This is a genomic window from Kitasatospora sp. NPDC002040, assembly GCF_040296785.1.
In the GTDB taxonomy this organism is placed as follows: Bacteria; Actinomycetota; Actinomycetes; order Streptomycetales; family Streptomycetaceae; genus Kitasatospora.
Map to the genome: position 1 here is coordinate 1 of NZ_JBEOXV010000028.1, position 23408 is coordinate 23408.

The following is a 23408-nucleotide window of genomic DNA, read 5'->3' on the forward strand; positions in this document are numbered from 1 at the left end:
GAACGCGAACTCGGCAACTCCAAGATGAGCCGCAACATCGTCATCGAAGCCCTCTGGCGCGTCACCGTCTGGGGCATCACCGCCCGCCTCGACAAGCTCACCGGCAAGAAGTAGCCGCAGCGGCTGCCGCGCCCAGGGACGGTGTTTGATCACTCACCTGGGCGCGCCTGCGCGGCGGTCCCGGCGGTTTCCTCCCAAGCTGGAGCCCTGGGGCCGGTCCGCACCGGCCCACCGTGCCGACCAGGGAGCCGATGTGACGCCGTCCCAGCCCGAGGGGACCGCCGGAGCCGAACCGGGCGGTCCGGGGCACCCGGGCCCGGCACCGGCCCCGCTGCAGATCGAGGTCTTCACCGGCCCCGAGACCGCCTTCTTCGCCACCTCCAGCCTGATCATGGGCGAGCGCACCGCGATCCTGGTCGACGCCCAGCTCACCCGGGCGGCCGGCCGCGAGCTGGCCGAGTGGATCGCGGGCAAGGACCGGCAGCTGCTCGCCGTCGTGATCACGCACCAGCACCCGGACCACTACTTCGGTGCCGAGGAGGTGCTCCGGCTCTTCCCGAAGGCCCAGCTGCTGGCCGCCCCCCTGGTGGTGGAGGGCATCCTCGCCACGGTGGCCGCCAAGGTGGCGCAGTGGAAGCCGGTGTACGGGGACGACATCCCCGACCACCCGATGATCCCGGCCCCGCTGCTGCCGCAGCCGCTGATGATCGACCGGCAGCTGATCCGGGTGCTCAGCCTCGGCCAGGGCGACTGCGCCGGCTCCACCGTCGTCCACGTGCCCGGCAGCCGGACCGTGATCGCCGGGGACTTCGTCTACAACGGCACCCACATCTGGACGGCCGACACCGACCCGGCCGAGCGCGAGCAGTGGTCGCACAACCTGGCCCGGCTGGCCGACCTCGGCGCCGAGCGGGTGATCGCCGGCCACCGGGCGCCCGGGGCCGACGACGACGCGATGCGGGTGCTCGCCTTCACCGGCGAGTACCTGCAGGACTTCGACCGCGCGCTGGCCGCCCACCCCGACGACGCCGAGTCCCTGGTCGCGATGGTCAACGAGCGGTACGGCGGGCTGACCCTCCCGGCGCTGCTCGACCTCAGCGCGGAGGCCAACGTGCTCACCCCCGAGGACCTCTCCAACGGCGAGAACGGCATCGTGGACGCGGAGATCGTCGAGGACCCGTGAGCGCGATACTGGCCGTATGACGGTCTATGACGCCCTGGTGCTGGCGGGCGGTGCGGCCCGACGGCTCGGCGGGGCGGACAAGCCGGGCCTGCCGGTCGGCGGCCGCACCCTGGTGGACCGGGTGCTGGCCGCCTGCGCGGACGCCCGTACCACCGTGGTGGTCGGCCCGGAGCGGGAGACCGAGCGCGGCGGCCTGCGGTGGACCAGGGAGGACCCGCCCGGCGGCGGCCCGGTGGCGGCGGTCGCGGCCGGGCTCGGGCACGTCACCGCCGACTGGGTCCTGCTGCTCGCGGCCGACCTGCCGTTCCTGGACCGGCGGACCGTCGGGCGCCTGCTGGACGCACTCGGCGAGCAAGACGGGGCCCTGCTGGTCGATGCCGGCGGCCGGGACCAGCCGCTCGCCGCCGCCTACCGCACCGCCGCCCTCCGCGCCGCCCTCGCCGAGCTCGGCGAACCGGCCGGGCTCCCGCTGCGCCGCCTGCTCGCCCCGCTCCGGCTGACCCGCCTCGCCGACCCGGACGGCGTCTCGTACGACTGCGACACCTGGGAGGACCTCGAACTCGCCCGCCTCCGCGACCGCTGAGGTCTTCGCCCGGGGCTCGGGCTCTGCTGCGCGGCGGGGCCGCACCTCACCAGGGCCCCGAGCGGGCCGGCTCACGGGGCGGGCTGCTGCCGGGTGAGCGAAACGACGCGCGATGCTCATGCCCGGAGCGTTGCCTGCGGCGCCGGATCAGGCAGCATGGGGGCCATGGAGCGCACGCTGGATGACTGGATCGCCGACGTCGCCACCGAACTGGGCATCGACCTGGAGGTGGACGTGGCCGGGCTGCTGGACCTCGCCCGGGTGGTGGCCCACGGAGTGGCCCGCCCGGCTGCACCGCTGACCGCGTTCCTGGTCGGCTACGCGGCCGCCCAGCAGGGCGGCGGCCCGGCCGAGGTGGCCCGGGCGCAGGCCCGGACGGCGGCGCTCGCCGAACGCTGGGCCGGGGAGCAGGGGTGACCACGGTGGCCCGGGAGACCGTCCCCGGGACGACCCTGCGGCACTGCCCCTGGCCGCAGGCCCGCCGGGCCGCCCGGCTGGCGGCACGTCAGCCGCTGCCCGCCGTCGGCCTCGCGCTCGGCGCGGCGCTCGGGCAGAGCCTGGCCGAGCCGCTGGCGGCGCTCACCGACCTGCCTGCCTTCGACACCTCGGCGATGGACGGCTGGGCCGTGGCGGGCCCGGGGCCCTGGCGGCTGACCGGCCGGCTGCTGGCCGGGGAGCCGTGCACACCGCTGGCCGACGGCACCGCGGTACAGATCGCCACCGGGGCCCAACTGCCGCCCGGCGCCACCGGGGTGCTCCGCCGGGAGCACGGCCGGGCGGACGGCGCGGTGCTGTCGGGACCGGGTGGGGTGACGCCGGGTCAGGACGTCCGCCCGCGCGGCCAGGAGTGCCGCCGGGGCGAGCCGCTGCTCCCGGCCGGGACGGTGGTGACCCCGGCCGTGCTCGGCCTGGCGGCCGCCTGCGGGCACGACCGGCTGACCGTGCACCGCCGTCCGACCGTCGAACTGCTGCTGCTCGGTGACGAACTGCTGGACGCCGGGCTGCCCGGCCCCGGCCTGGTCCGGGACGCGCTCGGCCCGCTGCTGCCGCCGTGGCTCTCCGCCGCCGGGGCGGAGCTGGTCGGCCGCCGCCGGGTCGGCGACGACTTCGGGCTGCTCCGGGACGCGATCCGGCACTCGCCCGCCGACGTGGTGGTCACCACCGGCGGGACGGCCGCCGGGCCGGTGGACTTCCTGCACGAGGCGCTGGTCGCGGTCGGCGCCCGGCTGCTGGTGGACGGGGTCGCGGTCCGGCCCGGACATCCGATGCTGCTGGCCGAACTGCCGGACGGGCGCCACCTGGTGGGCCTGCCGGGCAACCCGCTGGCCGCCGTGGCCGGGACGGTCACCCTCGCCCTGCCGCTGCTGCACCGCCTGGCCGGCCGGCCGGGCCCGGACCTGCGGACCGAGCCGGTGGCCGTCGCACTGCCGGGCCACCCGGACGACACCCGGCTGCTCCCGGTGCTCAGGACCGGCCGGGGGCTGGTGCCGCTGGCCTTCGACGGTCCGGCGATGCTGCGCGGCCTGGCGCTGGCGGAGGCGTTCGCGGTGGTGCCGCCCGGCGGTGTACCGGCGGGCGGCCGGGCGGAGACACTGGAGACGCCGTGATCGGCACCCGCATCCCACCGACCCGTACCCACCCCACCGAGGCCCCGTGACCGACGCGCCGAAGAAGGCCCGCCCCTCCCTGCTGCACCCGCTCCGCGCCCCGGCCGACGGCAGCGGCCCCGACATGGCGATCCAGCTGCCCGCCCGGCGGGTCGCCCCGGCCTTCCGCCAGGTCGGCGCCCGGCTGGCGATGGCGCTGCTGGTGCTGGTCGCCACCACGCTGATCGTCTGGCTGGACCGCAGCGGGTACAACGACAACTCCGACGGCGCGGTGGACTTCCTGGACGCCGCCTACTACGCCACCGTCACGCTCTCCACCACCGGGTACGGCGACATCACCCCCGTCAGCGACGGCGCCCGGCTCATCAACATCCTGGTGATCACGCCGCTGCGCGTGGTCTTCCTGATCATCCTGGTCGGTACCACCCTCGAGGTGCTGACCGAACGAACGCGCCAGCAGTGGCGGTTGAACCGCTGGAGGTCCACCGTGCGGGAGCACACCGTCGTCGTCGGCTACGGAACCAAGGGCCGCCACGCGGTGGCCACCCTGCTCGGCCAGGGCGTCGACAGGCACGAGATCGTCATCGTCGACCCGCAGCGCAAGGTGATCGACCAGGCCACCCGGGACGGGCTGGTCGGCGTGATCGGCGACGCGACCAGGACCGACACCCTGATCCGGGCCGAACTCCCCACCGCCAGCCGGGTGGTGATCGCCCCGGAGCGCGACGACACCGCCGTGCTGGTCACCCTGACGGCCCGCCAGCTCAACAAGCACGCCACCGTGGTCGCCGCCGTCCGCGAGGACGAGAACGCCCCGCTGCTCCGGCAGAGCGGCGCCGACGTGGTGGTGACCAGCTCCAGTTCGGCCGGCCGGCTGCTCGGCATGTCGATGCTCAGCCCGCACGCGGGTGCGGTGATGGAGGACCTGCTCACCTACGGCAACGGCCTGGACGTGGTGGAGCGCCCGGTCACCAGGGCCGAGGCCGGGCACAGCCCGCGCGACTGCGCCGACCTGGTGGTCGCGGTGGTGCGCGGCCGCCGGGTGCTCAACTACACCGAGCCCGAGGCGGCGGTCCTGCAGCTGACCGACCGGGTGATCACCATTCAGCAGGCCGCCCCGCTGGCCTGATCCGCGCCACCGGGCCGGGGCAGTACCGTCGGACGCATGCATGCGATGACGATCCCTCAGCCCGGTGGTCCCGAAGCGCTGGTGTGGGCGGAGGTGCCCGATCCGGTGCCCGCCGCGGGCGAGGTGCTGGTCGCGGTCTCGGCCAGTGCCGTGAACCGGGCCGACCTGCTGCAGCGGCAGGGCTTCTACGACCCGCCGCCCGGCAGCTCCCCGTACCCGGGCCTGGAGTGCGCGGGGCGGATCGTCGCCCTCGGCGCGGGGGTGGCGGGCTGGGCGGTCGGCGACGAGGTCTGCGCCCTGCTGGTGGGCGGCGGCTACGCCGAGCTGGTCGCCGTCCCGGTCGGCCAGCTGCTGCCCGTACCGAAGGGCCTGACGTCGGCCGAGGCGGCCGCGCTGCCCGAGGTGGCCTGCACGGTCTGGTCGAACCTGTTCATGGTGGCCCATCTGCGCCCGGCCGAGACGGTGCTGCTGCACGGCGGCGCCAGTGGGATCGGCACCCTGGCGATCCAGCTGGCGAAGGCGGTCGGCGCCAAGGTGGTGGTCACCGCGGGCAGCGCCGAGAAGCTGGCCCGGTGCGCGGAGCTGGGCGCGGACGTCCTGGTCAACTACCGCGAGCAGGACTTCGTCGAGGTGGTGCGCGAGGCCACCGGCGGTGCCGGTGCGGACGTGGTGCTGGACATCATGGGTGCCAAGTACCTGCAGCGGAACGTCGACGCCCTGGCCGTCAACGGGCGGCTCGCGATCATCGGGCTGCAGGGCGGCACCAAGGCCGAGCTCGACCTCTCCACCCTGCTCCGCAAGCGGGCCGCGATCACCGCGACCACCCTGCGCAGCCGTCCGCTGGGCGAGAAGGCCGCCATCGTCGCGGCCGTCCGCGAGCACGTCTGGCCGCTGGTCGAAGCGGGCGTGGTCAGGCCGGTGGTGGACCGGGTGCTGCCGCTGGCGGAGGCGGCCGAGGCGCACCGGGTGGTGGAGGCGGGCGAGCAGGTCGGCAAGGTGGTCCTGCGGGCCTGAGCCCTGGGGCGCGGCGGTTCCGGCCGCTGCGCCCCCGAAGCGGCCGGTGAGTCCGAAATGCCTTGAATGTCGGAGTGTGTGAGGCTGGTGCGGAGCAGTCCCGCCGCCGTCCGCGCCGCAGCGTGGTCGGCCGTCGGAAGGACCTCCCTCCGTGGCCGCACTTCCGTTCGTGTTCTCCGCACGTCCTGCTCCGGCGGTCTTCCGCGCCGCGGTCCTGGCCGGGGTGGCGGTGCCGTTGCTGCTCTCCGGGCCGACCGCACGGGCCGACGAGCGGGAGCCGGACGGCCGCCCGCAGGTGGAGGTGGTGCTGCCCGTGCTGCCGCCGGTGCTGATACCCAAGCTGCCGACGCTGCCCGCGCTGCCCACGGTGAAGCTCCCGGTCACCCCACCGGCCACCCCCGGCCGGACCGTCCCCGCGAAGCCCCGGCCCGTCGAGCCCGTCGAGCCCGCCGATCCGGCCCCGAAGCCGTCGTCCGAGCCCACGCCGACGCCGACCCCGGCCGCCACCCCCACCCCGAGCGCCCGCCCGTCCGCCGAGCCGTCGGCGGAGCCCACACCGACCCCCGCTCCCACGGCGGTGCCGACCCCCGCCCCGACTCCCGCCCCGACCGCCGCACCGAAGCCCCCGACCACCCCGGCGCCGGTGGTCACCGTCGCGCCCGTCCAGCCGGCCCCGGTCGCGCCCGCCCGGCAGCAGCAGGCCTCACCGACCCACCAGCCGCCCGCCCCCGCCGCGCCCGAGGCCCCGGCCGCCGAGGAGGCGGCCCCGCTGCCCGAGCGGCCCCGGCCGGTCGGGCGGATCGCGCCGAAGGTCGGGCCCGCCGAGGCCGCCGCCCCGGTGGAGCAGGCCGAGCCGTCCGAACCCGAGGCGTCCGCCGAGCCGGCCGTCCGGCCCGCCACCGCCGTGCAGGTGGCCGCCGGGTTCACCGCCCCGCTGCGCTGGACCGACGCCTCCACCCTCCAGCTGCCGCTCGGTGCCGGGCTGGCGATGATCGGCTGCGGGCTGGGGCTGGTCGGTCTGCGGATGCGCCGCCGCTGACGCCGGGTCAGTCCGGATCACCGGCACGGACGGCACCGTACGCGGCATGATGGTGGGTGAGTTGACCCTCTCCCCGCATGAAGCATATGAAGGAGCTATGACTAAGCCGATGAACGAACGGTCGCAGTCGGAGGACGCCCCGAAGGTGCTGATCGTGGGCCCGGACGGGATGCCGGTCGGGGCGGTCCCCGGCTTCGGCCGGATCGGCGAGGGCGAGGCGGTGGAGCCGCGCGAGCTCCCGGTGACCGAGATGGTCGAGCAGCCCGCCAAGGTCATGCGGATCGGCAGCATGATCAAGCAGCTGCTCGAAGAGGTCCGGATGGCCCCCCTCGACGAGGCCAGCCGGGTCCGGCTGAAGGACATCCACGCCAGCTCGATCAAGGAGCTGGAGCTCGGCCTGGCGCCGGAGCTGGTGGAGGAGCTGGAGCGGCTCTCGCTGCCGTTCACCGACGACACCATCCCGACCGAGGCCGAGCTGCGGATCGCCCAGGCCCAGCTGGTCGGCTGGCTGGAGGGCCTCTTCCACGGCATCCAGACCGCGCTGTTCGCCCAGCAGATGGCCGCCAGGGCCCAGTTGGAGCAGATGCGGCGCGCGCTGCCGCCCGGCAGCCACGGCGCCGAGGCGGACTTCGACGAGCCGGCCGAGGGACGCGGCATCCGCTCCGGCCCGTACCTGTAGAGCTGCTGCGCGGACTTCGTTCCAGCTCGGACACGGCCGCCACCCGAGACCCGGTGGTGCCCGGCCGAGCCGATACCCTGACCCCTGTCGTCGGCCCCTGCGGGCCGGCGGCCGGGGTCGGTCCGGTTTCTGGAACCGGACGGCTGCGCAGCCGGGACACCTCCGCAGCCGGAGGGGGAAGCAGGGGACATGAGCGGCGAGGACGGCAGCACGGTCGAGGGCCACTCGCTGGCAGGCGGCCGGTACGTGCTGCGGCACCTGCTCGGCCAGGGCGGGATGGCCTCCGTCCACCTGGCCCACGACACCGTGCTGGACCGCAAGGTCGCGGTGAAGACCCTGCACACCGAGCTGGGCCGGGAGCAGGCCTTCCGGGAGCGGTTCCGCCGGGAGGCGCAGGCGGTCGCCCGGCTCCAGCACACCAACATCGTCTCGGTCTTCGACAGCGGCGAGGACGTCGGCCCGGACGGCGCGACCACGCCGTACATCGTGATGGAGTACGTCGAGGGCCAGGCGCTGCGCGACGTGCTGAACGAGGCGATCGCCAAGCACGGCGCGATGCCCGCCGACCAGGCGCTCAGGATCACCGGTGCGGTGCTCTCCGCGCTGGAGGCCTCGCACGACCAGGGCCTGGTGCACCGGGACATCAAGCCGGGCAACGTGATGGTCAGTGCCAAGGGCACGGTCAAGGTGATGGACTTCGGCATCGCGCGCGCCCTGCAGTCGGGGGTGACCTCGATGACCCAGACCGGCATGGTGGTCGGCACCCCGCAGTACCTCTCGCCGGAGCAGGCGCTCGGCAAGAGCGTGGACGCCCGCTCGGACCTCTACTCGGTCGGCTGCATGCTGTTCGAGCTGCTCACCGGGCAGCTGCCGTTCGACGGCGACTCGCCCTTCTCGATCGCGTACAAGCACGTGCAGGAGGAGCCCCCGTCCCCCTCCGGCGTCAACCCGGCGGTGCGCCCCGGGGTGGACGCCCTGGTGGCCCGGGCGCTGCGCAAGGACCCGGCGCACCGCTTCCCGACCGCCGAGGCGATGCGGGCCGAGCTGGAGCGGATCGCGGCCGGGGTGCCGGACGGCGGTGCGCCGCTGCGCGCGGCCACCCCGCTGGTGATCGGCGAGGGCCCGCGCTCGGTGTCGGCCGGGGCCTCGCTGACCGGCTTCCCGCAGGTCTCCGGCGACCTGCGCGGGCCCGCCCCGCAGGTGCACCAGCCGTACCAGCCGTCGACCCCGCCGCCGTACGGTCCGCAGACGCCGCCACCGCCGGTGCCGGTCTTCGCCCAGCCGTACCCGGGGCCGCACACGCCGGGCCCGTTCCCGCAGCAGCAGCCGTACCCGATGGGCCATCAGCAGCCGTACCCCCAGCAGCCCTACCAGGCGCCGCAGTTCGCCCCGCAGGCGGCGAAGGGCAACGGCTGCTCGACCGCGCTGGTGGTGGTCGGCGTGATCATCGGTGTGATCGTGCTGGCCGTGGTGATCGTCGGGATCGTGGCGGCCAAGCAGGAGCAGACGTCGCAGAACGACCTGTACGACACCGGGGCACCGGCGGCTTCGAGTCAGTACCTCCAGGACCGGCCGATCTGACCGTCGCACCGGCTCCGCCGCAGCACGCCGGGCGGCCCGAAGCGGTAGCGTTCCAAGGACGCAACTGACAGGGCGATGGCCCGGGGCGAGGAGTGATGGCACAGACACAGCAGCCGGGCGACGGCGCGGACGAGAACCCCGATTCGCCCGAGGTGCCGGAGGCCGTCCCCGAGCCGACCCCCGAGCCGATCCCCGCCGAGACGGCGGAGACGGCCGTGCTGCCCGCGTCCGCCTCCGTGTCCGCCACACCGGGCCGGGGCACCGCCGCACCGCTCGGCACCGTCGGCGAGGGCCGCTACCGGTTGACCCACCGGCTCGGCCGGGGCGGGATGGCCGAGGTGTTCGCGGCCCAGGACGTCCGGCTGGCCCGGACCGTCGCGGTCAAGCTGCTCCGCACCGAGCTGGCCCAGGACGAGACCGCCCGGCTCCGGTTCACCCGGGAGGCGCACTCCGTCGCGTCGCTCAACCATCACTCGATCGTCGCTGTCTACGACACCGGTGAAGAGGTCGAGGACGGCGAGTCCACGCCGTACATCGTGATGGAGCTGGTCGAGGGCCGCACCGTCCGCGAGCTGCTGGTGGACGAGGAGGCGCCGCCGGTCGACCAGGCGCTGATCATCATCGCCGGCGTGCTGGAGGCGCTCGCCTACAGCCACCGCCACGGCATCGTGCACCGGGACATCAAGCCCGCCAACGTCATCATCACCACCGGCGGCGCCGTCAAGGTGATGGACTTCGGCATCGCCCGTGCGCTCACCGGGCCGGCCAGCACGATGACCCAGACCGGCATGGTGATGGGCACCCCGCAGTACCTCTCGCCCGAACAGGCGCTGGGCAAGGCCGTCGACCACCGCTCCGACCTGTACGCGGCCGGCTGCATGCTCTACGAACTGCTGGCGCTGCGCCCGCCGTTCGTCGGCGAAACCCCCCTTTCGGTGGTCTACCAGCACGTCCAGGACGCGCCGGTGCCGCCCTCGCAGGCCAACGACCGGGTGCCGCCCGAGCTGGACGCGCTGGTGCTGCGCTCGCTGGCGAAGAACCCCGACGACCGGTTCCAGAGCGCGGACGAGTTCCGGGCCCATCTGCAGCACGCGCTGCGGGAGATGCACGGGGCCGCCGGGGCTGGTTACGCGGCGGGCGCGGCTGCCGCCGCAGCTGCGGCCGCCGGGCTGGCGGCGGCCGGGGCCGGGAACACCGGTGGCTACCCCGGCTACGAAGGGGTGCCCAGCGGGGGTACCGCGATCACCGAGCCGATCGGCGGGGCGGTGGCCGGCAGCGACCCGACGGCGGTGCTGCCGTACCCGGTGGGCTCGCCGTTCCAGACCCCGTCCGCGCCGTACCCGGCCGTGACCGGCGGAGGTGACGACGGGTCGGACGACGGGAAGTCGGGGCGCCGGCGCAACCCCTGGCCGGTGGTGGCCGGGGTGCTGCTGGTGCTCGGCGCCGCAGGCGTCGGCATCGGGCTGGCCCTGAACAAGGACAACGGCGGCGGCGGGCCGACGACCCCTGCGGTCAGCAGCTCGGCCCCGGTCTCGCCGACCCCGTCGGACTCGCCGACGCCGACGCCGTCCAAGAGCACCAACTCCCGGACGCCGTCGCCCACTCCGACCCCGACGCCGACCCCGTCGCCCACCCCGACGCCGACGCCGAGCCCGAGCCCGACCCCCACGCCGAGCCCGTCGCCGTCGCCCACTCCGACGCCGACGCCGAGCCCGACCCCCACCCCGACGCCGACACCCACGCCGGCCTCGTCGAACCCGGCCCCGCCCAGTCCGGCAGAGGGCAACGCTCCGGTTTCGTAGGCAGGCGGCGCCGACCGTCAGCTGCGGGCCGAGTCCCGGACCGCAGCTGACGCGGGGTCAGTTGGTCAGGGCGTCGAGGACCTGTTCGTACTCCTGGCACCACCAGGTGAGTTGGCCTGCGGAGGCGGGGAAGAGCGGGTCGGCCCGGTGGTCGTTGCGCTGGTAGTGCCACTGGAGCATCCAGAGGTCGTTCAGGCGCTCCCACCAGACCCGGTGGGTGGCAGCGGCCAGGTCGGCGGTGGTGGCGGCGCCGGTGCTGCGGTAGGCGCGGGACCAGTGGCGGACCCGGTTGAGGTCGAGGACGCCGGTCCTGCGGTCGTCGAAGAGCAGGGTGGCGGCCCGGACGGCCTCCTCGGCCTGGGGGCGGAAGCCGAGCTTGTCCCAGTCCAGGACGGCGGAGACCCGGCCCTGCCGGTAGAGCAGGTTGAGGCCGTGGAAGTCGCCGTGGGTCCAGCCGGTGGGCGGGGCGGCCTGCGGGGCGGGGCGGCGGTGGCGGTGGGTGTCGAGCAGGTCGAGGCGTTCGGTCAGGCGGCGTTCGACCAGGGTGTCGAACCGGCTGCGGGGGAGGGCCGCCCCGGCCTGTTCGCGGAGCCGGAGGACCAGGGCGGCGGTCTCCTCCGGGTCGGCGGAGCGGTGGCCCGCGGGCTGCCGGGCGGGGGTGCAGACCTGACCGAGTGCGAGGTGCAACCGGCCTAGCAGGGCGCCGAGTTCACGGGTCTCGCGCGGGTCGAGGTCGGTGCCGTGCCGGTGGCTGCCCTCGATCCAGGGGAAGAGGGCGAACAGGCGGCCGTCCCGGCTGGTGAAGGTGCGACCGTCCCGGGTCGGGACCGGGGGCGCGATCGGGAAGCCGAGCGCCGCCAACGCGGTGGTGGCGCGGTGCTGGGCGAGGACCACGGGGCGGGTGGCGGTGGCCTGGTCGACGTAGCACTTGAGGAAGAACCGTCCGGCCCCGGTCTCCACCCGGTAGCCCCGGTTGAGCAGGCCCTCGGCGACCGGTATGGCGCTGAACCGGGCCAGTCGGTAGGTGCGCAGCACCCCGGCCAGGACGCGGTCCGGGACCGGGGGGCTGAGGGTGCCGATGGGGGGTGCGCTGGTGTCCGGACGGGCCGGTGCGCATGCGATGGAGGTGCCGTGGTTCACGTCCCCTGAGGGTAGTGCCCACCGGCAGGGGTACTTGACAGAGTGTCAGAGATCTGCTCTCAGTGGTGCTGGTCCGCCTGGTGCCGGGCGACGTACGCGGCGGCCTGGGTCCGGCGCTCCATTCCCATCTTGGCGAGCAGGCTGGAGACGTAGTTCTTCACGGTCTTTTCGGCCAGGTGCAGCTCGTTGCCGATCTGGCGGTTGGTCATCCCCTCGCCGATCAGGTCGAGGATGCGGCGCTCCTGCTTCGTCAACTGGGCGAGTCGCTCGTCCTCCTTCTCACCCCCGTCGCGCAGGCGCGCGAGCACCCGGCTGGTGGCGATCGGGTCGAGCAGGGACTTGCCCGCGGCCACGTCGCGGACGGCCGAGATCAGGTCGGTGCCGCGGATCGCCTTCAGTACGTACCCGGAGGCCCCGGCCATGATGGCGTCGAAGAGCGCCTCGTCGTCCGAGAAGGAGGTCAGCATCAGGCACTTGATGTCGGGGTGCTGGGAGCGCACCTCGCGGCAGACCTCGACCCCGTTGCCGTCCGGCAGCCGGACGTCGAGCACGGCGACGTCCGGGTGGACGGCGGGGATGCGGGTGAGCGCCTCGGCGGCGGTGCCGGCCTCGCCGACCACCTCGATGTCGTCCTCGATCGAGAGCAGCTCGTGCACGCCCCGGCGGACGACCTCATGATCATCGAGCAGGAATACCCTGATTTGTCCGTTTCCAGTCACGGCCAAATGCTCCCATGAATATGTAGAGAAGACCTATCGCCCGTGCCGACCGCTGTCCGGAAATTGATGCCGGTTACCCCCTTACGCGGAGACTGCTGCCCGGATAGCGTGCGCAGGTGTCCTGACGGCCACGAAATGAGAGCCGCGCCACACCCGCGGCGCTCACCACCCGAACAACTAGGACGTCCTAGCGCAGAAGCGCCAAGGGGCTGCGCTGGGTAACGTTCTCGTGAGGGACGCCGTCGGAAAAGGAACACCACCTGCTGAGCAGTCGGTGCGCATACCCACGCGCTCCTGCGAGGCGGTGACCGGACCGGTCACCGGCGACCCCGGGCGGCCGGACAGACCGAGGAGTGAACGTGACCGTCAAAAGCACGACGAGGGCGCGCAAGAAGGCAGCCCCCGCCGTCCCTGACACCCTCCCGTCGGGCGCCGACGCCCAGCCGGAGCTGGTCCAGCTGCTCACGCCGGAGGGCACCCGGGTCGAGCACCCGGACTTCCCGCTGACCACCACGCCCGACGAGCTCCGCTCGCTCTACCGGGACCTGGTGCTGGTGCGGCGCTTCGACGCCGAGGCGACGTCCCTGCAGCGTCAGGGCGAGCTCGGCCTGTGGGCCTCGCTGCTCGGCCAGGAGGCGGCCCAGGTCGGTTCCGGTCGCGCCATGCGCACCGGCGACTACGCCTTCCCCACCTATCGCGAGCACGGCGTGGCCTGGTGCCGCGACGTGGACCCGCTGAACCTGCTCGGCATGTTCCGCGGCGTGAACCACGGTGGCTGGGACCCGAACGAGAAGAACTTCCACCTCTACACCATCGTGATCGGCGCACAGACCCTGCACGCCACCGGTTACGCGATGGGCATCACCAAGGACGGCGCCGACGACGCGGTGATCGCGTACTTCGGTGACGGCGCGTCCAGCCAGGGCGACGTGAGCGAGGCGTTCACCTTCGCCTCGGTCTACAACGCGCCGGTGGTGTTCTTCTGCCAGAACAACCAGTGGGCGATCTCCGAGCCGACCACCAACCAGACCCGGATCCCGCTCTACCGCCGCGCCTCCGGCTTCGGCTTCCCGGGTGTCCGGGTGGACGGCAACGACGTGCTGGCCTGCCTCGCGGTGACCCGCTGGGCGCTCGACCACGCCCGCAACGGCAACGGCCCGGTGCTGGTCGAGGCGTTCACCTACCGGATGGGTGCGCACACCACCTCCGACGACCCGACCCGCTACCGCGCCACCGAGGAGACCGAGTCCTGGAAGGCCAAGGACCCGATCTCCCGGCTGAAGGCGCACCTGGAGCAGGAGGGCCTGGCCGACGAGGCGTTCTTCGCCGAGCTGGAGGCGGAGAGCGAGCAGCTCGGCCTGCGGGTCCGCGAGGGCGTGCGCAACATGCCCGACCCGGACCCGACGCTGATCTTCGACCACGTCTACGCGGAGCCGCACGCTCTGGTGGACGAGGAGCGGGCCGAGTACGAGGCGTACGCCGCCTCCTTCGAGGGCGGGGAGAACCACTGATGGCCGGGCAGCTCAGCATCGCGAAGGCGCTCAACGAGGCGCTGCGCAAGTCGCTGGAGAACGATTCCAAGACCCTGCTGATGGGCGAGGACATCGGGAAGCTCGGCGGTGTCTTCAGAATCACCGACGGTCTGCAGAAGGACTTCGGCGAGGACCGGGTGATCGACACCCCGCTCGCCGAGTCCGGCATCGTCGGCACCGCGATCGGCCTCGCCCTGCGCGGCTACCGCCCGGTGGTGGAGATCCAGTTCGACGGGTTCGTCTACCCGGCCTTCGACCAGATCGTCTCCCAGCTGGCCAAGATGCACGCCCGGGCACTCGGGCACGTCAAGATGCCGGTCACCATCCGGATCCCGTTCGCCGGCGGCATCGGCGCGGTCGAGCACCACAGCGAGTCGCACGAGGCGTACTTCGCGCACACCGCAGGCCTGCGGGTGGTCACCCCCTCCAACGCGCACGACGCGCACTGGATGCTCCGGCAGGCGATCGCCTCGGACGACCCGGTGATCTTCCTGGAGCCCAAGCGCCGCTACTGGGACAAGGGCGAGGTCGGCGACGCCGCCGACCTGCCGCTGCACTCGGCGCGGGTGGTCCGCCCCGGCACCGACGTGACGCTGCTCGCGTACGGGCCGATGGTGAAGGTCTGTCAGGAGGCCGCCGCGGCGGCCGAGGAGGACGGCCGCCGGCTGGAGGTGGTCGACCTGCGGTCCATCTCGCCGATCGACTTCGCCACCGTCGAGGAGTCGGTGAAGCGCACCGGCCGGGCCGTGGTGGTGCACGAGGCGCCGGTCTTCATGGGCCTGGGCGCGGAGCTCGCGGCCCGGATCACCGAGCGCTGCTTCTACCACCTGGAGGCCCCCGTGCTCCGGGTCGGCGGCTACCACGCCCCGTACCCGCCGTCGCGGGTGGAGGAGTCCTACCTGCCCGACCTGGACCGTGTGCTCGACGCTGTCGACCGCACCCTGGCGTTCTGAGAAGAGGGGCGAAATGACCACTGAGGTGCGCTCGCTCCGCGAGTTCAAGATGCCCGACGTCGGCGAGGGCCTGACCGAGGCCGAGATCCTGACCTGGTACGTCAAGCCGGGCGACGTGGTGACGGACGGTCAGGTGGTCTGCGAGGTGGAGACCGCGAAGGCCGCGGTCGAGCTGCCGATCCCGTTCAACGGGGTCGTCGAGACGCTGTTCTTCCCGGCCGGGTCGACGGTCGACGTCGGCACCGCGATCATCTCGGTCGCGGTGGGGGCCGTCGCTCCCGCTGACGCCCCTGCGGCCGCCGCCCCGGTGGCGGCCGAGGCACCGGCGGCTGCCGAGCCGGAGCGCCGCGAGGTGCTGGTCGGGTACGGGCCGCGTACGGGCGGCGCCCAGCGGCGGGTCCGGAAGACCGCTGCGGCTGCTCCGGCCGCTCCGGTCGCTGCGCCGGTCGCCGTGGCCGCTGCGCCGGTCGTGGTGCCGGTGGTGGTGCCCGCGCAGGCCGAACCCGCAGGTGCGGACCGGCCGTTGGCCAAGCCGCCGGTGCGCAAGCTGGCCAAGGACCTGGGCATCGACCTGCGGACGGTCACCCCGACCGGCCCGGACGGTGTGATCACCCGGGACGACGTGCACGCCGCGCTCGCTCCGGCTCCCGAGCCGGTGGCCGAGGCCGTCGTGGCGGCCGTGGCGGCCGTCCCGGTGCCGGTCGGCACGGGCGACGTCCGGGTGCCGGTCAAGGGCGTCCGCAAGGCCACCGCGCAGGCGATGGTCGCCTCGGCGTTCACCGCGCCGCACGTCACCGAGTTCATCCAGGTCGATGTGACCCGGACGATGAAGCTGGTGCGCGAGCTCAAGCTCAGCGGCGAACTGGGCGAGGGCATCCGGGTCAGCCCGCTGCTGCTGGTGGCCCGGGCCCTGCTCACCGCCGTCCGGCGGCACCCGGAGATCAACGCCGCCTGGGACGAGGCGAACCAGGAGATCGTGCTCAAGGGCCAGGTCAACCTCGGTATCGCCGCCGCCACCCCGCGCGGTCTGCTGGTGCCCAACATCAAGGACGCCGGCGCCAAGACCCTGCCGCAACTCGCACTCGCACTGGGTGAGTTGACCGACACCGCCCGCCAGGGCAAGACCTCCCCGGCGGACCTGTCCGGCGGCACCGTCACCATCACCAACGTCGGCGTCTTCGGCGTCGACACCGGCACCCCGATCCTCAACCCCGGCGAGGCCGCCATCCTGGCCTTCGGCGCGGTCCGGGAGCTGCCCTGGGTGCACAAGGGCAAGGTGGTGCCCCGTCAGGTCACTACGCTGGCCCTGTCCTTCGACCACCGCCTGGTCGACGGCGAGCTGGGCTCCAAGGTGCTGGCCGACACGGCCGCCGTCCTGGAGCGCCCGAAGCGCCTGATCACCTGGAGCTGACGCTCCACCCGCACGCGAACGGGCCCCGCTCCCTCAGGAGCGGGGCCCGTTCGGCGTGGTGGGCGGTCGGTTCAGCGGCGGGTGCGGCGGCGGATCACGGTGAGGACGGTGGCGCCCAGGGCGATGAAGGCGGCGGCGGAGGCGAGCAGGAAGGTGTTCGGGGTGGTGCTGCCGGTCTCGGCCAGCTCGGCGGGAGCAGGTGCCTGGGACGGGGCCGCAGCGGGCTCGGACTGCTCGGACTGCTCGGCGGTGACGGCCACAGGGGTTGCTGCCGGGGTGGCGGGCGGGGTCGTCCGCGGGGCCGGGGCGGTGGTGGCGGGCTTCGGCCGGAGTACGTTCAGGGTGCCGCCGACGGTGCCCGAGACGAGGTCCGGACCGGTGGCGTTGGCGCTGTAGGTGATGGTGTCGAGGGCCTTCGGCACCGAGGCCACCACGGCGATCCGGTAGGTCAGCTCGGCCGACTCCCCCTTGCCGAGCGCGAGCATCGGCAGCGCGCCGTCCTTGTTGACGATGCCCCGGGTGCAGCCCGGCTGCAGCGCCAGGTCGTGCCACTTGCCGTCGCCCTTCTTCCAGCTGACCTTCACGTCGCGGAGCTGGAGATCGACGCTCATGTCGTAGAAGTGGCCCAGCCCGAGCGAGGGCTCCACCTGCTCGTACGCCGCATCCGTCCGGTTGGTGATCCGCACCGGCAGCTCCACCGCGGCGCCGCCGGCGGTGATCTGGGTCGGCAGTGCCTTGAGCGCCGTGACCTGCAGCTCGCCCTGGTGCTTCGCCGGGCGCGGCTTGCCGCCCGACGGGTCCTTCGGGCCGTTGCCGCAGACGGCCCAGGCGGTGTCGGTGGCAAGGAAGTTGATGCAGGCGGTGAGCGCGAGGACGGCGGTCACGGTGGCGGCGGAGCGGGACGTACGCATGGTGGTTGGTTCCCCCGGGGCGATGCTGGACGGTGGACGGCGGGTCGGTTCAGTGCTGGGTGCGGTTGCGGCGGCGGATCACGGTGAGGACGGTGGCGCCGAGGACGACGGAGGCGGCGGCGGAGGCGAACAGGAAGGTGTTCGGGGTGCTGCTGCCGGTCTCGGCCAACTCGGCGGTGGCGGCGGGCTGCTGAGCGGGGGTGGCGGAGGCGCTCGCGGTCGGGGTCGGGGTGGCGCTCGGGGTCGCGGCGGTGACCGGAACGACGGCGGGAGCGACGGCCGGGACGGCGGCGGGGGCAGGGGCGGTGGACGGGGCGGCCTTCGGTGCTGCGGGCTTGGCGGCGGGGTGGGTGATCTTCATGGAGCTGGTGGTCATGCGCCCGTTGCTGCGGTTGGTCGACAGGTACAGCTGGATGCCGCTCTGCTCCTTCGGCGAGGTGGCGGCCAGGCCGATGCGGAACAGGTAGCGCTGTCCACGGCCGTCCGCCAGCGGGGCGTTGAGCAGCGAGGTGTCGGCGGAGAGCGACGGGTCGCAGCCGAGGCGGAGCTTGAGCGGCGTCCACTTGCCGTCCTTCATCACCTCAAGGGTGAAGTCGCTCTTCCGGACGTTGATCTTCGCCAGGTCGGGGTGGGGCTCCCCGGCCTCGTAGGACTTCCCGGAGTCCGGGTTCCAGAACGCGATGCCGGGGCTGATCGCCTTGTACGGGGCGCCGGTGGAGTTGACGACCTGCACCCCGAACTCCACCTTCGGACCGCCCGCGACGAGGGTGGTGGCCTTGGGGTCGATGAACACGGTGGTCGGGTCCGTGGCGTGCTGCGGCTCCGGCGCCGCAGGGGCGGCGGGGGAGGAGCCGTCGCCGCAGGCCCAGGCGGTGGAGGCGGGGATGACGGTGAGTCCGGCGGTCAGCGCGGCGACGGCGGCGAGCGGGACGAGCTTCGCGAAACGGTTGATAACGGGCGCGCGCATGACGGGTCTCCCCCAAGGAGTGGCAACAGCCGGTGTGTGGGTGAAGGGGTGCCGCTCCGGCCGGATCCTGCCCGGCCCTGCTCTCCCTGCCTTCAACCGTTAAGACGTCCATCCCGCTCGGAGGTTGCAGGTGAGTTCAAAATATTTTTTGCGACCGTTCGCGGACCCTCCGGGATACTGCCCGGGTGACAGGACTACGGGGGATGACAGCGGCAGCGCGGGGTACGGACGAGTACCGGCCGGCGCTGAAACGGGACGTGTCGGGGCCGGCGCTGCTGGCCGGGCTGATCTGTGTGGGGGTGTCGTTCTCGGGGCCGCTGGTGGTGGTGCTGGCCGCGGCGAAGGCCGGGCAGCTGACGGCGGACCAGACCGCCTCGTGGATCTGGGCGGTGTCGATCGGCAGCGGGCTGAGCTGTCTGCTGCTGAGCTGGTGGACCAGGACCCCGGTGATCGCGGCCTGGTCGACCCCGGGGGCGGCGCTGCTGGTGACCAGCCTGGGGGACTACCCGTACCGGGAGTCGATCGGGGCGTTCCTGGTGAGCAGTGTGGTGGTCACGCTGTTCGGGGTCACCGGTCTGTTCGGCCGGCTGATCCGGGCGGTGCCGGCCGGGATCGTGAACGCGATGCTGGCGGGCATCCTGTTCTCCTTCGGCGCGGGCATCTTCACCTCGGTGAAGGGCGCCCCGGTGCTGGTGGTCGGCACCTTCGCCGCCTTCCTGCTGGCCCGGCGGTTCGTGCCCCGGTACGCCGTGCCGGTGGCGCTGCTGGTCGGCGCGCTGCTGGCGGCCGTCACCGTCGGGCTGCCGCTGCACATCGGGCACGGCGGTCCGGTCCGGCCGGAGCTGACGGTGCCGCAGTTCAGCTGGTCCGCGATGGTCGGGCTGGCACTGCCGCTCACGGTGGTCGCGCTGGCCTCGCAGAACGCCCCCGGGCTGGGCGTGATGCGGGCCTCCGGCTACGAGCCGGACGACCGGCTGCTGATCGGTGCCACCGGCGGCCTCTCGGTGCTGCTGGCCCCGTTCGGCTCGCCCGGGGTGAACCTGGCCGCGATCACGGCGGCGATCTGCACCAGCCCGGAGAGCCACCCCGACCCGCGCCGCCGCTACATCGCGGGGATGTCCACCGGCGTGCTGTACATCGTGATCGGCAGCTTCGCCGGGGTCCTGGTCGGCCTGTTCACCGGCCTGCCCGCCGCCCTGATCGCGGTGATCGCGGGCACTGCCCTGCTGGCCTCATTCCAGGGCAGCCTGGCGGGTGCGGTCGCCGACGAGCACGGCCGGGACGGCGCGGTGGTGACCTTCCTGGCCACCGCCTCGGGGATGACCCTGTACGGCATCGGCTCGGCCTTCTGGGGCCTGCTGTTCGGGGTGGCGACCCACCTGGTCGGACAGCTGAGGCGGCCCGCCCGGGGCTGACCCGCGCAACCGGGGCTGGGCCGGTCGGCCGACCGCTTGTACCGGTCCGGGGAACTTGGCGCGCCGGGGGACTGCGGGGGCGTACTCGGCGGGTACGTCTTCGCGACCCCCCACCCGAGCCCCCGCCGGGTGACCGGAGCAGCGAGGACGAACCCGCATGCCTTCTGGCAATCCTGGCCGTCGTCTTCTCCGTGGTCTGGCCGCCGTCGTCCTGCTGTCGGCGGCCGTCCTCCCCGCGGTGGTGGAGGTGGCCTCCCCGCCGCCGTACGAGGTGATCGGTGCCCCGTCACCCGCGCCCGAGCTGGCCCTCCCGCCGCACGTGGTCCGGCACGCGGACCTGCGCACCGCCGGTGCCGCGCCGACCGTCGACATACGCCGCACCGGCGCCCCGGCCGACCGGATCACCCTGGTGCTGCTCGGCGACGGCTACACGGCCGAGCAGCAGGAGCTGTTCCGGCAGCAGGCCGACCAGGCGTGGCGGTCGCTGATGGAGATCGAACCGTTCCGCAGCTACCAGGGCTTCTTCAACATACGGCGGGTCGAGGTGGTCTCCCCGGCGCCCGGCATCGTCGAGGGCGACCAGTCCGGCCGCCGGCCGAGCAGCCCGCTCGGGATGCACTTCTGGTGCGAGGGCACCGCCCGCCTGCTCTGCGCGGACGAGACCGCCACCGCCCGCTACGCCGGCGAGAGCGAGGGCCCGCAGTACCTGATCGCCCTGGCCAACTCCAAGGAGTACGGCGGCGCGGGCGGCACCGGGGTGACCACCCTGGCGGGCGGCAGCCCGGACGCCGGGCGGATCATCCAGCACGAGATAGGGCACACCGTGGGGGACCTCGGCGACGAGTACGACAGCGCCCCGGCCGATGCCGACTACCCCAACCTGTCCACCGCCGACGGTGACGAGATGCGCCGGGGCCGGCTGAAGTGGTGGCGCTGGCTGGGCGCCGAGTCGCCCGACGGCGGCGGCGTGGTCGGTGCGTACCGCAGCGCCAACGGCGTCTACCGGCCGACCGCCGACTCGGTGATGCGCACCCTGGGCGGCAGCTACAACCTGCCCTCGCGCGAGGCCATCATCAAGCAGATCTACCAGCGGGTCGGCCCGGCCGACCCGCCCGTACCGGCGGCCGGGCCGGTGACGGGTCGGCCCCGGCTGGAGGTGCGGCCGCTCCGGCTGGCCGGCGCGCGCCAGCTCGCGGTGGAGTGGCGGGTGGACGGCGCGCCGGTGGAGCGCCCGGCCGCCGACCGGAGCTGGCTGGACACCGCCGGGTTGGACGTCCCGGCGGGTCGGACCGTCGCGGTCACCGCGACCGTCCGGGACGACACCGACTGGGTCAGGGACGAGGACTTCCGGAGCCGGCGGATGACCCGGACGGTCCGCTGGGAGCTCAAGGGCTGAGCCGCTCCTTCGTGTTCGGATCGTTGCCTGCGGGGGCCGACGCGGGTTGACGGGCTGCATAGTCTGGTCGACGTGACCGTGGACCCCGAGACCGCCAGCCCCGCCCGTGCCGCCGTCCCCGGTCAGCGGGCCACCCGGCCGGCCGCCCTCCCGGTCACCCCGCCCGGCGGGCGGGCCGCCTGGTTCGCCTGGTCGATCGGCGTCAGCGTCTACGTCCTCGCGGTGATCCACCGCACCAGCCTCGGCGTGGCCGGGATCGACGCGGTCGAACGCTTCGGGATCGGTGCCTCGGCGCTCTCCACCTTCTCGATCCTCCAGGTGCTGGTCTACGCGGCGATGCAGATACCCGTCGGCCTGCTGGTCGACCGGTTCGGGCCGCGCCGGGTGCTGCTCACCGGCATCCTGCTGCTGAGCCTCGGTCAGCTCGCCTTCGCCTTCTCGACCTCGTTCGGCCCGGCGCTGGCCTCCCGGGCCGTGCTCGGCTGCGGGGACGCGATGACCTTCATCAGCGTGCTGCGGATCTCCGCCCGCTGGTTCCCCGCCGCGAAGAACCCGCTGATCGCCCAACTCACCGGCCTGGCCGGCATGGGCGGCAACCTGGTCACCACCGTGGTGCTCGCCCAGGCCCTGCACAGCAAGGGCTGGACGGCCAGCTTCGCCTTCGTCGCCCTGCTCGGCATCGGCGTCTTCGCCCTGGTCGCGCTGCTGCTCCGGGAGGCCCCGGCGGGCGTGGCCGTGGTCCCGGCGGCCGGGCGGCGGCTCGCGGTACGCGCCCAGATCCGCGACTCCTGGCGCGAACCCGGGACCCGGCTCGGGATGTGGGTGCACTTCACCACGGCGTTCCCCGGGGCCGCCTTCGGCCTGCTCTGGGGGATGCCGTACCTGGTCGAGGGCCAGGGCATGACCCGGGGTCAGGCGGGCGCGCTGCTCACCGTCCTGGTCGGCGGGAACATGGTCTTCGCCCTGCTGCTCGGACGCCTGCTCTCCCGGTCCGTCCGGGCCCGGCTGCCGATCACCTTCACGGTCATCGCCGCCACCGCCGTGAGCTGGGCCGTGGTGCTGGCCTGGCCGGGGGCGCGGCCGCCGCTCTGGCTGCTGCTCGTCCTGCTGGTGGTGATGGGCACCAACGGCCCCGCCTCCCTGGTCGGCCTCGACTACGCCCGCGCCCACAACCCGCCCGAGCGCCTCGGCACCGCCTCCGGCATCGCCAACATGGGCGGCTTCATCGGCACCGTGGTGACCCTGCTCGGGGTCGGCCTGCTGCTCGACACCCTGGCCGGGCCCGGCGGGGTGCACTCGGCGGAGGCGTACCGGTGGGCGCTGTGCTGGCTGTTCGTGCCACTGGGGGTCGGCACGGGGATGATCCTGCGGCTGCGGCGACTCGTCTAGGGCTTCCGACCGGCGGAGACGTCAATGCCCTCGGTCGGAACGAGGGCATTGACGGTTCGTCGGACCGCTACGGCAACAGGCCGTTGTCCCGCAGGAGTTCGTTGAACTCGGCCACTCCGGTCCGGAACCGGAACGGCCTGACCTCTCCGTGCACGGTGGCCCGGAATCCGGCGGTGCCGCCTCCGATCACCGGGACGGACGCGGGTGGACGGGCCACGAGCCGGCGGATCAGGTCGACCAGCTTGACCTTCTCGCAGCCGGGGACGGCCCGGCCGCCCCGGATGCCGACCCGCTCCACGGCCGTGCACTCGAAGTACGGTCCGAACGGCGGCCCGCTGTCCTCCTGCCGGCTCGGCACCCGGAGCTCCATCGCGCCGTGCCGGCAGTGCACCGTCCCGTCCGAACGGGCGCTGAGGCTGCTGCCGTCCTCCTGGTGGAGCTGGGCGAGGATCTGTACCTGCTGACCGATCGCCTCACTGAGGGTCTCGGCCATCCGCTGCTGCTGCCTCGGCACGTCGGTGTCACCGCGCCGGACCGACGGCAGCAGCTCGGCGGTGACCCACTCCTGGAACGGCTTGGCCGCCGCCTTGTCGGAGCGGAGGATGAGCTTGTAGAGCCCGGCCTCGCTGACGACGTTGACGATCGGGTAGCCCCTTTCGTAGGCCTTCTGACCTGCGGACTCGCGATTACCCTGAATCCGAATCAGGGTAAGCCGGACGGTTCGACGGTGCTCCGGGTCGATTACCCTTCCGGCCTTGGTCGGGTTCCCGAGCCCGAGGATCCTGCAGACGTCCGCGGTGACGAACCACTGGAGCGGACCAGCTCCATGTTCTGTTCGGTGTTGTCGTGCATGACGGCCCTCTTTCGTGTTCGGGTGCATGGGCTGCCCGGAACAACGAGGCCGTACGGGTGACGTACCGGTACCAGTCGAACTGGTGGGAGCACGTGGTGCGCCACC

18 protein-coding genes and 3 pseudogenes are annotated in these 23408 nt (G+C 73.6%); 16 read left to right on the forward strand and 5 right to left on the reverse strand.

The annotated features are described in order from the left end of the window. The 10 genes and pseudogenes from ABT118_RS31340 to ABT118_RS31390 all read left to right on the forward strand — a co-directional run. Positions 1-114 (forward strand): annotated as a pseudogene (locus ABT118_RS31340) (dolichol-phosphate mannosyltransferase); the annotation flags it as partial. 139 nt (positions 115-253) lie between these two features. After that, positions 254-1183 carry an MBL fold metallo-hydrolase gene (locus tag ABT118_RS31345; RefSeq protein WP_350677218.1) on the forward strand — a complete coding sequence of 310 codons (930 nt, stop codon included), beginning with the start codon at positions 254-256 and terminating at the stop codon, positions 1181-1183. A gap of 16 nt (positions 1184-1199) precedes the next feature. Further along, positions 1200-2183: pseudogene (locus ABT118_RS32805) on the forward strand (NTP transferase domain-containing protein). Continuing rightward, complete coding sequence (locus tag ABT118_RS31360) at positions 2180-3373, forward strand: molybdopterin molybdotransferase MoeA (protein WP_350677223.1); 1194 nt, start codon at positions 2180-2182, stop codon at positions 3371-3373. Before ABT118_RS32805 ends, ABT118_RS31360 begins: the two are co-directional and overlap by 4 nt. Before the next feature lie 124 nt (positions 3374-3497). Next, entirely contained in the window at positions 3498-4502 is a 1005-nt protein-coding gene (locus tag ABT118_RS31365) for a potassium channel family protein (protein ID WP_350677445.1), read from the forward strand. Between the two features lie 36 nt (positions 4503-4538). Then, complete coding sequence (locus tag ABT118_RS31370; RefSeq protein WP_350677229.1) at positions 4539-5516, forward strand: NAD(P)H-quinone oxidoreductase; 978 nt, start codon at positions 4539-4541, stop codon at positions 5514-5516. 151 nt (positions 5517-5667) lie between these two features. Beyond that, complete coding sequence (locus tag ABT118_RS31375; protein ID WP_350677232.1) at positions 5668-6555, forward strand: hypothetical protein; 888 nt, start codon at positions 5668-5670, stop codon at positions 6553-6555. Between the two features lie 97 nt (positions 6556-6652). Further along, the gene (locus ABT118_RS31380; RefSeq protein ID WP_350677239.1) at positions 6653-7234 is read left to right on the forward strand and encodes a bacterial proteasome activator family protein; all 582 of its coding nucleotides are present in this window, start codon (positions 6653-6655) and stop codon (positions 7232-7234) included. A gap of 189 nt (positions 7235-7423) precedes the next feature. After that, positions 7424-8770, forward strand: a pseudogene (locus ABT118_RS31385) (protein kinase domain-containing protein); the annotation flags it as partial. A gap of 140 nt (positions 8771-8910) precedes the next feature. Next, a complete protein-coding gene (locus ABT118_RS31390) occupies positions 8911-10617 on the forward strand; it encodes a protein kinase domain-containing protein (protein WP_350677251.1) in 1707 nt (568 codons plus the stop codon). 57 nt (positions 10618-10674) lie between these two features. Here the strand turns inward: ABT118_RS31390 and ABT118_RS31395 are convergent, their stop codons facing one another. Together ABT118_RS31395 and ABT118_RS31400 are read right to left on the reverse strand one after the other, a co-directional pair. Then, entirely contained in the window at positions 10675-11757 is a 1083-nt protein-coding gene (locus ABT118_RS31395; protein ID WP_350677257.1) for a phosphotransferase enzyme family protein, read from the reverse strand. A gap of 59 nt (positions 11758-11816) precedes the next feature. Further along, on the reverse strand, positions 11817-12476 hold the full coding sequence (locus ABT118_RS31400; protein ID WP_350677261.1) for a response regulator: 660 nt from the start codon (positions 12474-12476) through the stop codon (positions 11817-11819). A gap of 359 nt (positions 12477-12835) precedes the next feature. On the opposite strand from ABT118_RS31400, the gene pdhA reads away from it, so the two are divergent. Genes pdhA through ABT118_RS31415 form a run of 3 tightly spaced genes read left to right on the forward strand, consistent with a single transcriptional unit; the run spans position 12836 to position 16372 of the window. After that, positions 12836-13987, forward strand: coding sequence for a pyruvate dehydrogenase (acetyl-transferring) E1 component subunit alpha (gene pdhA, locus ABT118_RS31405; protein WP_502884745.1), 1152 nt, complete (start codon positions 12836-12838; stop codon positions 13985-13987). Then, positions 13987-14961, forward strand: a complete 975-nt coding sequence (locus tag ABT118_RS31410; protein ID WP_502884746.1) for an alpha-ketoacid dehydrogenase subunit beta — start codon at positions 13987-13989, stop codon at positions 14959-14961. Before pdhA ends, ABT118_RS31410 begins: the two co-directional genes overlap by 1 nt. A 13-nt stretch (positions 14962-14974) precedes the next feature. Beyond that, positions 14975-16372, forward strand: a complete 1398-nt coding sequence (locus ABT118_RS31415; RefSeq protein WP_350677272.1) for a dihydrolipoamide acetyltransferase family protein — start codon at positions 14975-14977, stop codon at positions 16370-16372. 71 nt (positions 16373-16443) lie between these two features. On the opposite strand, the gene ABT118_RS31420 is transcribed toward ABT118_RS31415, so the two are convergent. After that, complete coding sequence (locus ABT118_RS31420) at positions 16444-17283, reverse strand: hypothetical protein (RefSeq protein ID WP_350677277.1); 840 nt, start codon at positions 17281-17283, stop codon at positions 16444-16446. 49 nt (positions 17284-17332) lie between these two features. Further along, positions 17333-18250: a hypothetical protein gene (locus ABT118_RS31425; RefSeq protein WP_350677280.1), complete on the reverse strand. Its 918-nt coding sequence runs from the start codon at positions 18248-18250 to the stop codon at positions 17333-17335. Between the two features lie 203 nt (positions 18251-18453). On the opposite strand from ABT118_RS31425, the gene ABT118_RS31430 reads away from it, so the two are divergent. The 3 genes from ABT118_RS31430 (at position 18454) to ABT118_RS31440 (ending at position 22450) form a co-directional block, all read left to right on the forward strand. Continuing rightward, a complete protein-coding gene (locus tag ABT118_RS31430) occupies positions 18454-19665 on the forward strand; it encodes a benzoate/H(+) symporter BenE family transporter (protein ID WP_350677287.1) in 1212 nt (403 codons plus the stop codon). A gap of 157 nt (positions 19666-19822) precedes the next feature. Continuing rightward, positions 19823-21061, forward strand: a complete 1239-nt coding sequence (locus ABT118_RS31435; protein ID WP_350677290.1) for a M64 family metallopeptidase — start codon at positions 19823-19825, stop codon at positions 21059-21061. Between the two features lie 78 nt (positions 21062-21139). Beyond that, positions 21140-22450, forward strand: a complete 1311-nt coding sequence (locus tag ABT118_RS31440; protein ID WP_502884749.1) for an MFS transporter — start codon at positions 21140-21142, stop codon at positions 22448-22450. A 67-nt stretch (positions 22451-22517) separates the two neighbouring features. On the opposite strand, the gene ABT118_RS31445 is transcribed toward ABT118_RS31440, so the two are convergent. Continuing rightward, positions 22518-23330 (reverse strand): BRO-N domain-containing protein, encoded by an 813-nt coding sequence (locus tag ABT118_RS31445; protein WP_350677302.1) that lies wholly within the window; start codon positions 23328-23330, stop codon positions 22518-22520. Between the last annotated feature and the right edge of the window lie 78 nt (positions 23331-23408).

Excerpts from the sequence above, each read along its gene's own strand:
- ABT118_RS31410 (WP_502884746.1), top strand. The coding sequence starts at position 13,987 with ATGGCCGGGCAGCTCAGCATCGCGAAGGCGCTCAACGAGGCGCTGCGC.
- ABT118_RS31390 (WP_350677251.1), top strand. The coding sequence starts at position 8,911 with ATGGCACAGACACAGCAGCCGGGCGACGGCGCGGACGAGAACCCCGAT.
- ABT118_RS31445 (WP_350677302.1), bottom strand. The coding sequence starts at position 23,330 with ATGCACCCGAACACGAAAGAGGGCCGTCATGCACGACAACACCGAACA.
- ABT118_RS31430 (WP_350677287.1), top strand. The coding sequence starts at position 18,454 with ATGACAGCGGCAGCGCGGGGTACGGACGAGTACCGGCCGGCGCTGAAA.
- ABT118_RS31415 (WP_350677272.1), top strand. The coding sequence starts at position 14,975 with ATGACCACTGAGGTGCGCTCGCTCCGCGAGTTCAAGATGCCCGACGTC.
- ABT118_RS31420 (WP_350677277.1), bottom strand. The coding sequence starts at position 17,283 with ATGCGTACGTCCCGCTCCGCCGCCACCGTGACCGCCGTCCTCGCGCTC.
- ABT118_RS31425 (WP_350677280.1), bottom strand. The coding sequence starts at position 18,250 with ATGCGCGCGCCCGTTATCAACCGTTTCGCGAAGCTCGTCCCGCTCGCC.
- ABT118_RS31380 (WP_350677239.1), top strand. The coding sequence starts at position 6,653 with ATGACTAAGCCGATGAACGAACGGTCGCAGTCGGAGGACGCCCCGAAG.
- ABT118_RS31365 (WP_350677445.1), top strand. The coding sequence starts at position 3,498 with ATGGCGATCCAGCTGCCCGCCCGGCGGGTCGCCCCGGCCTTCCGCCAG.
- ABT118_RS31370 (WP_350677229.1), top strand. The coding sequence starts at position 4,539 with ATGCATGCGATGACGATCCCTCAGCCCGGTGGTCCCGAAGCGCTGGTG.
- ABT118_RS31435 (WP_350677290.1), top strand. The coding sequence starts at position 19,823 with ATGCCTTCTGGCAATCCTGGCCGTCGTCTTCTCCGTGGTCTGGCCGCC.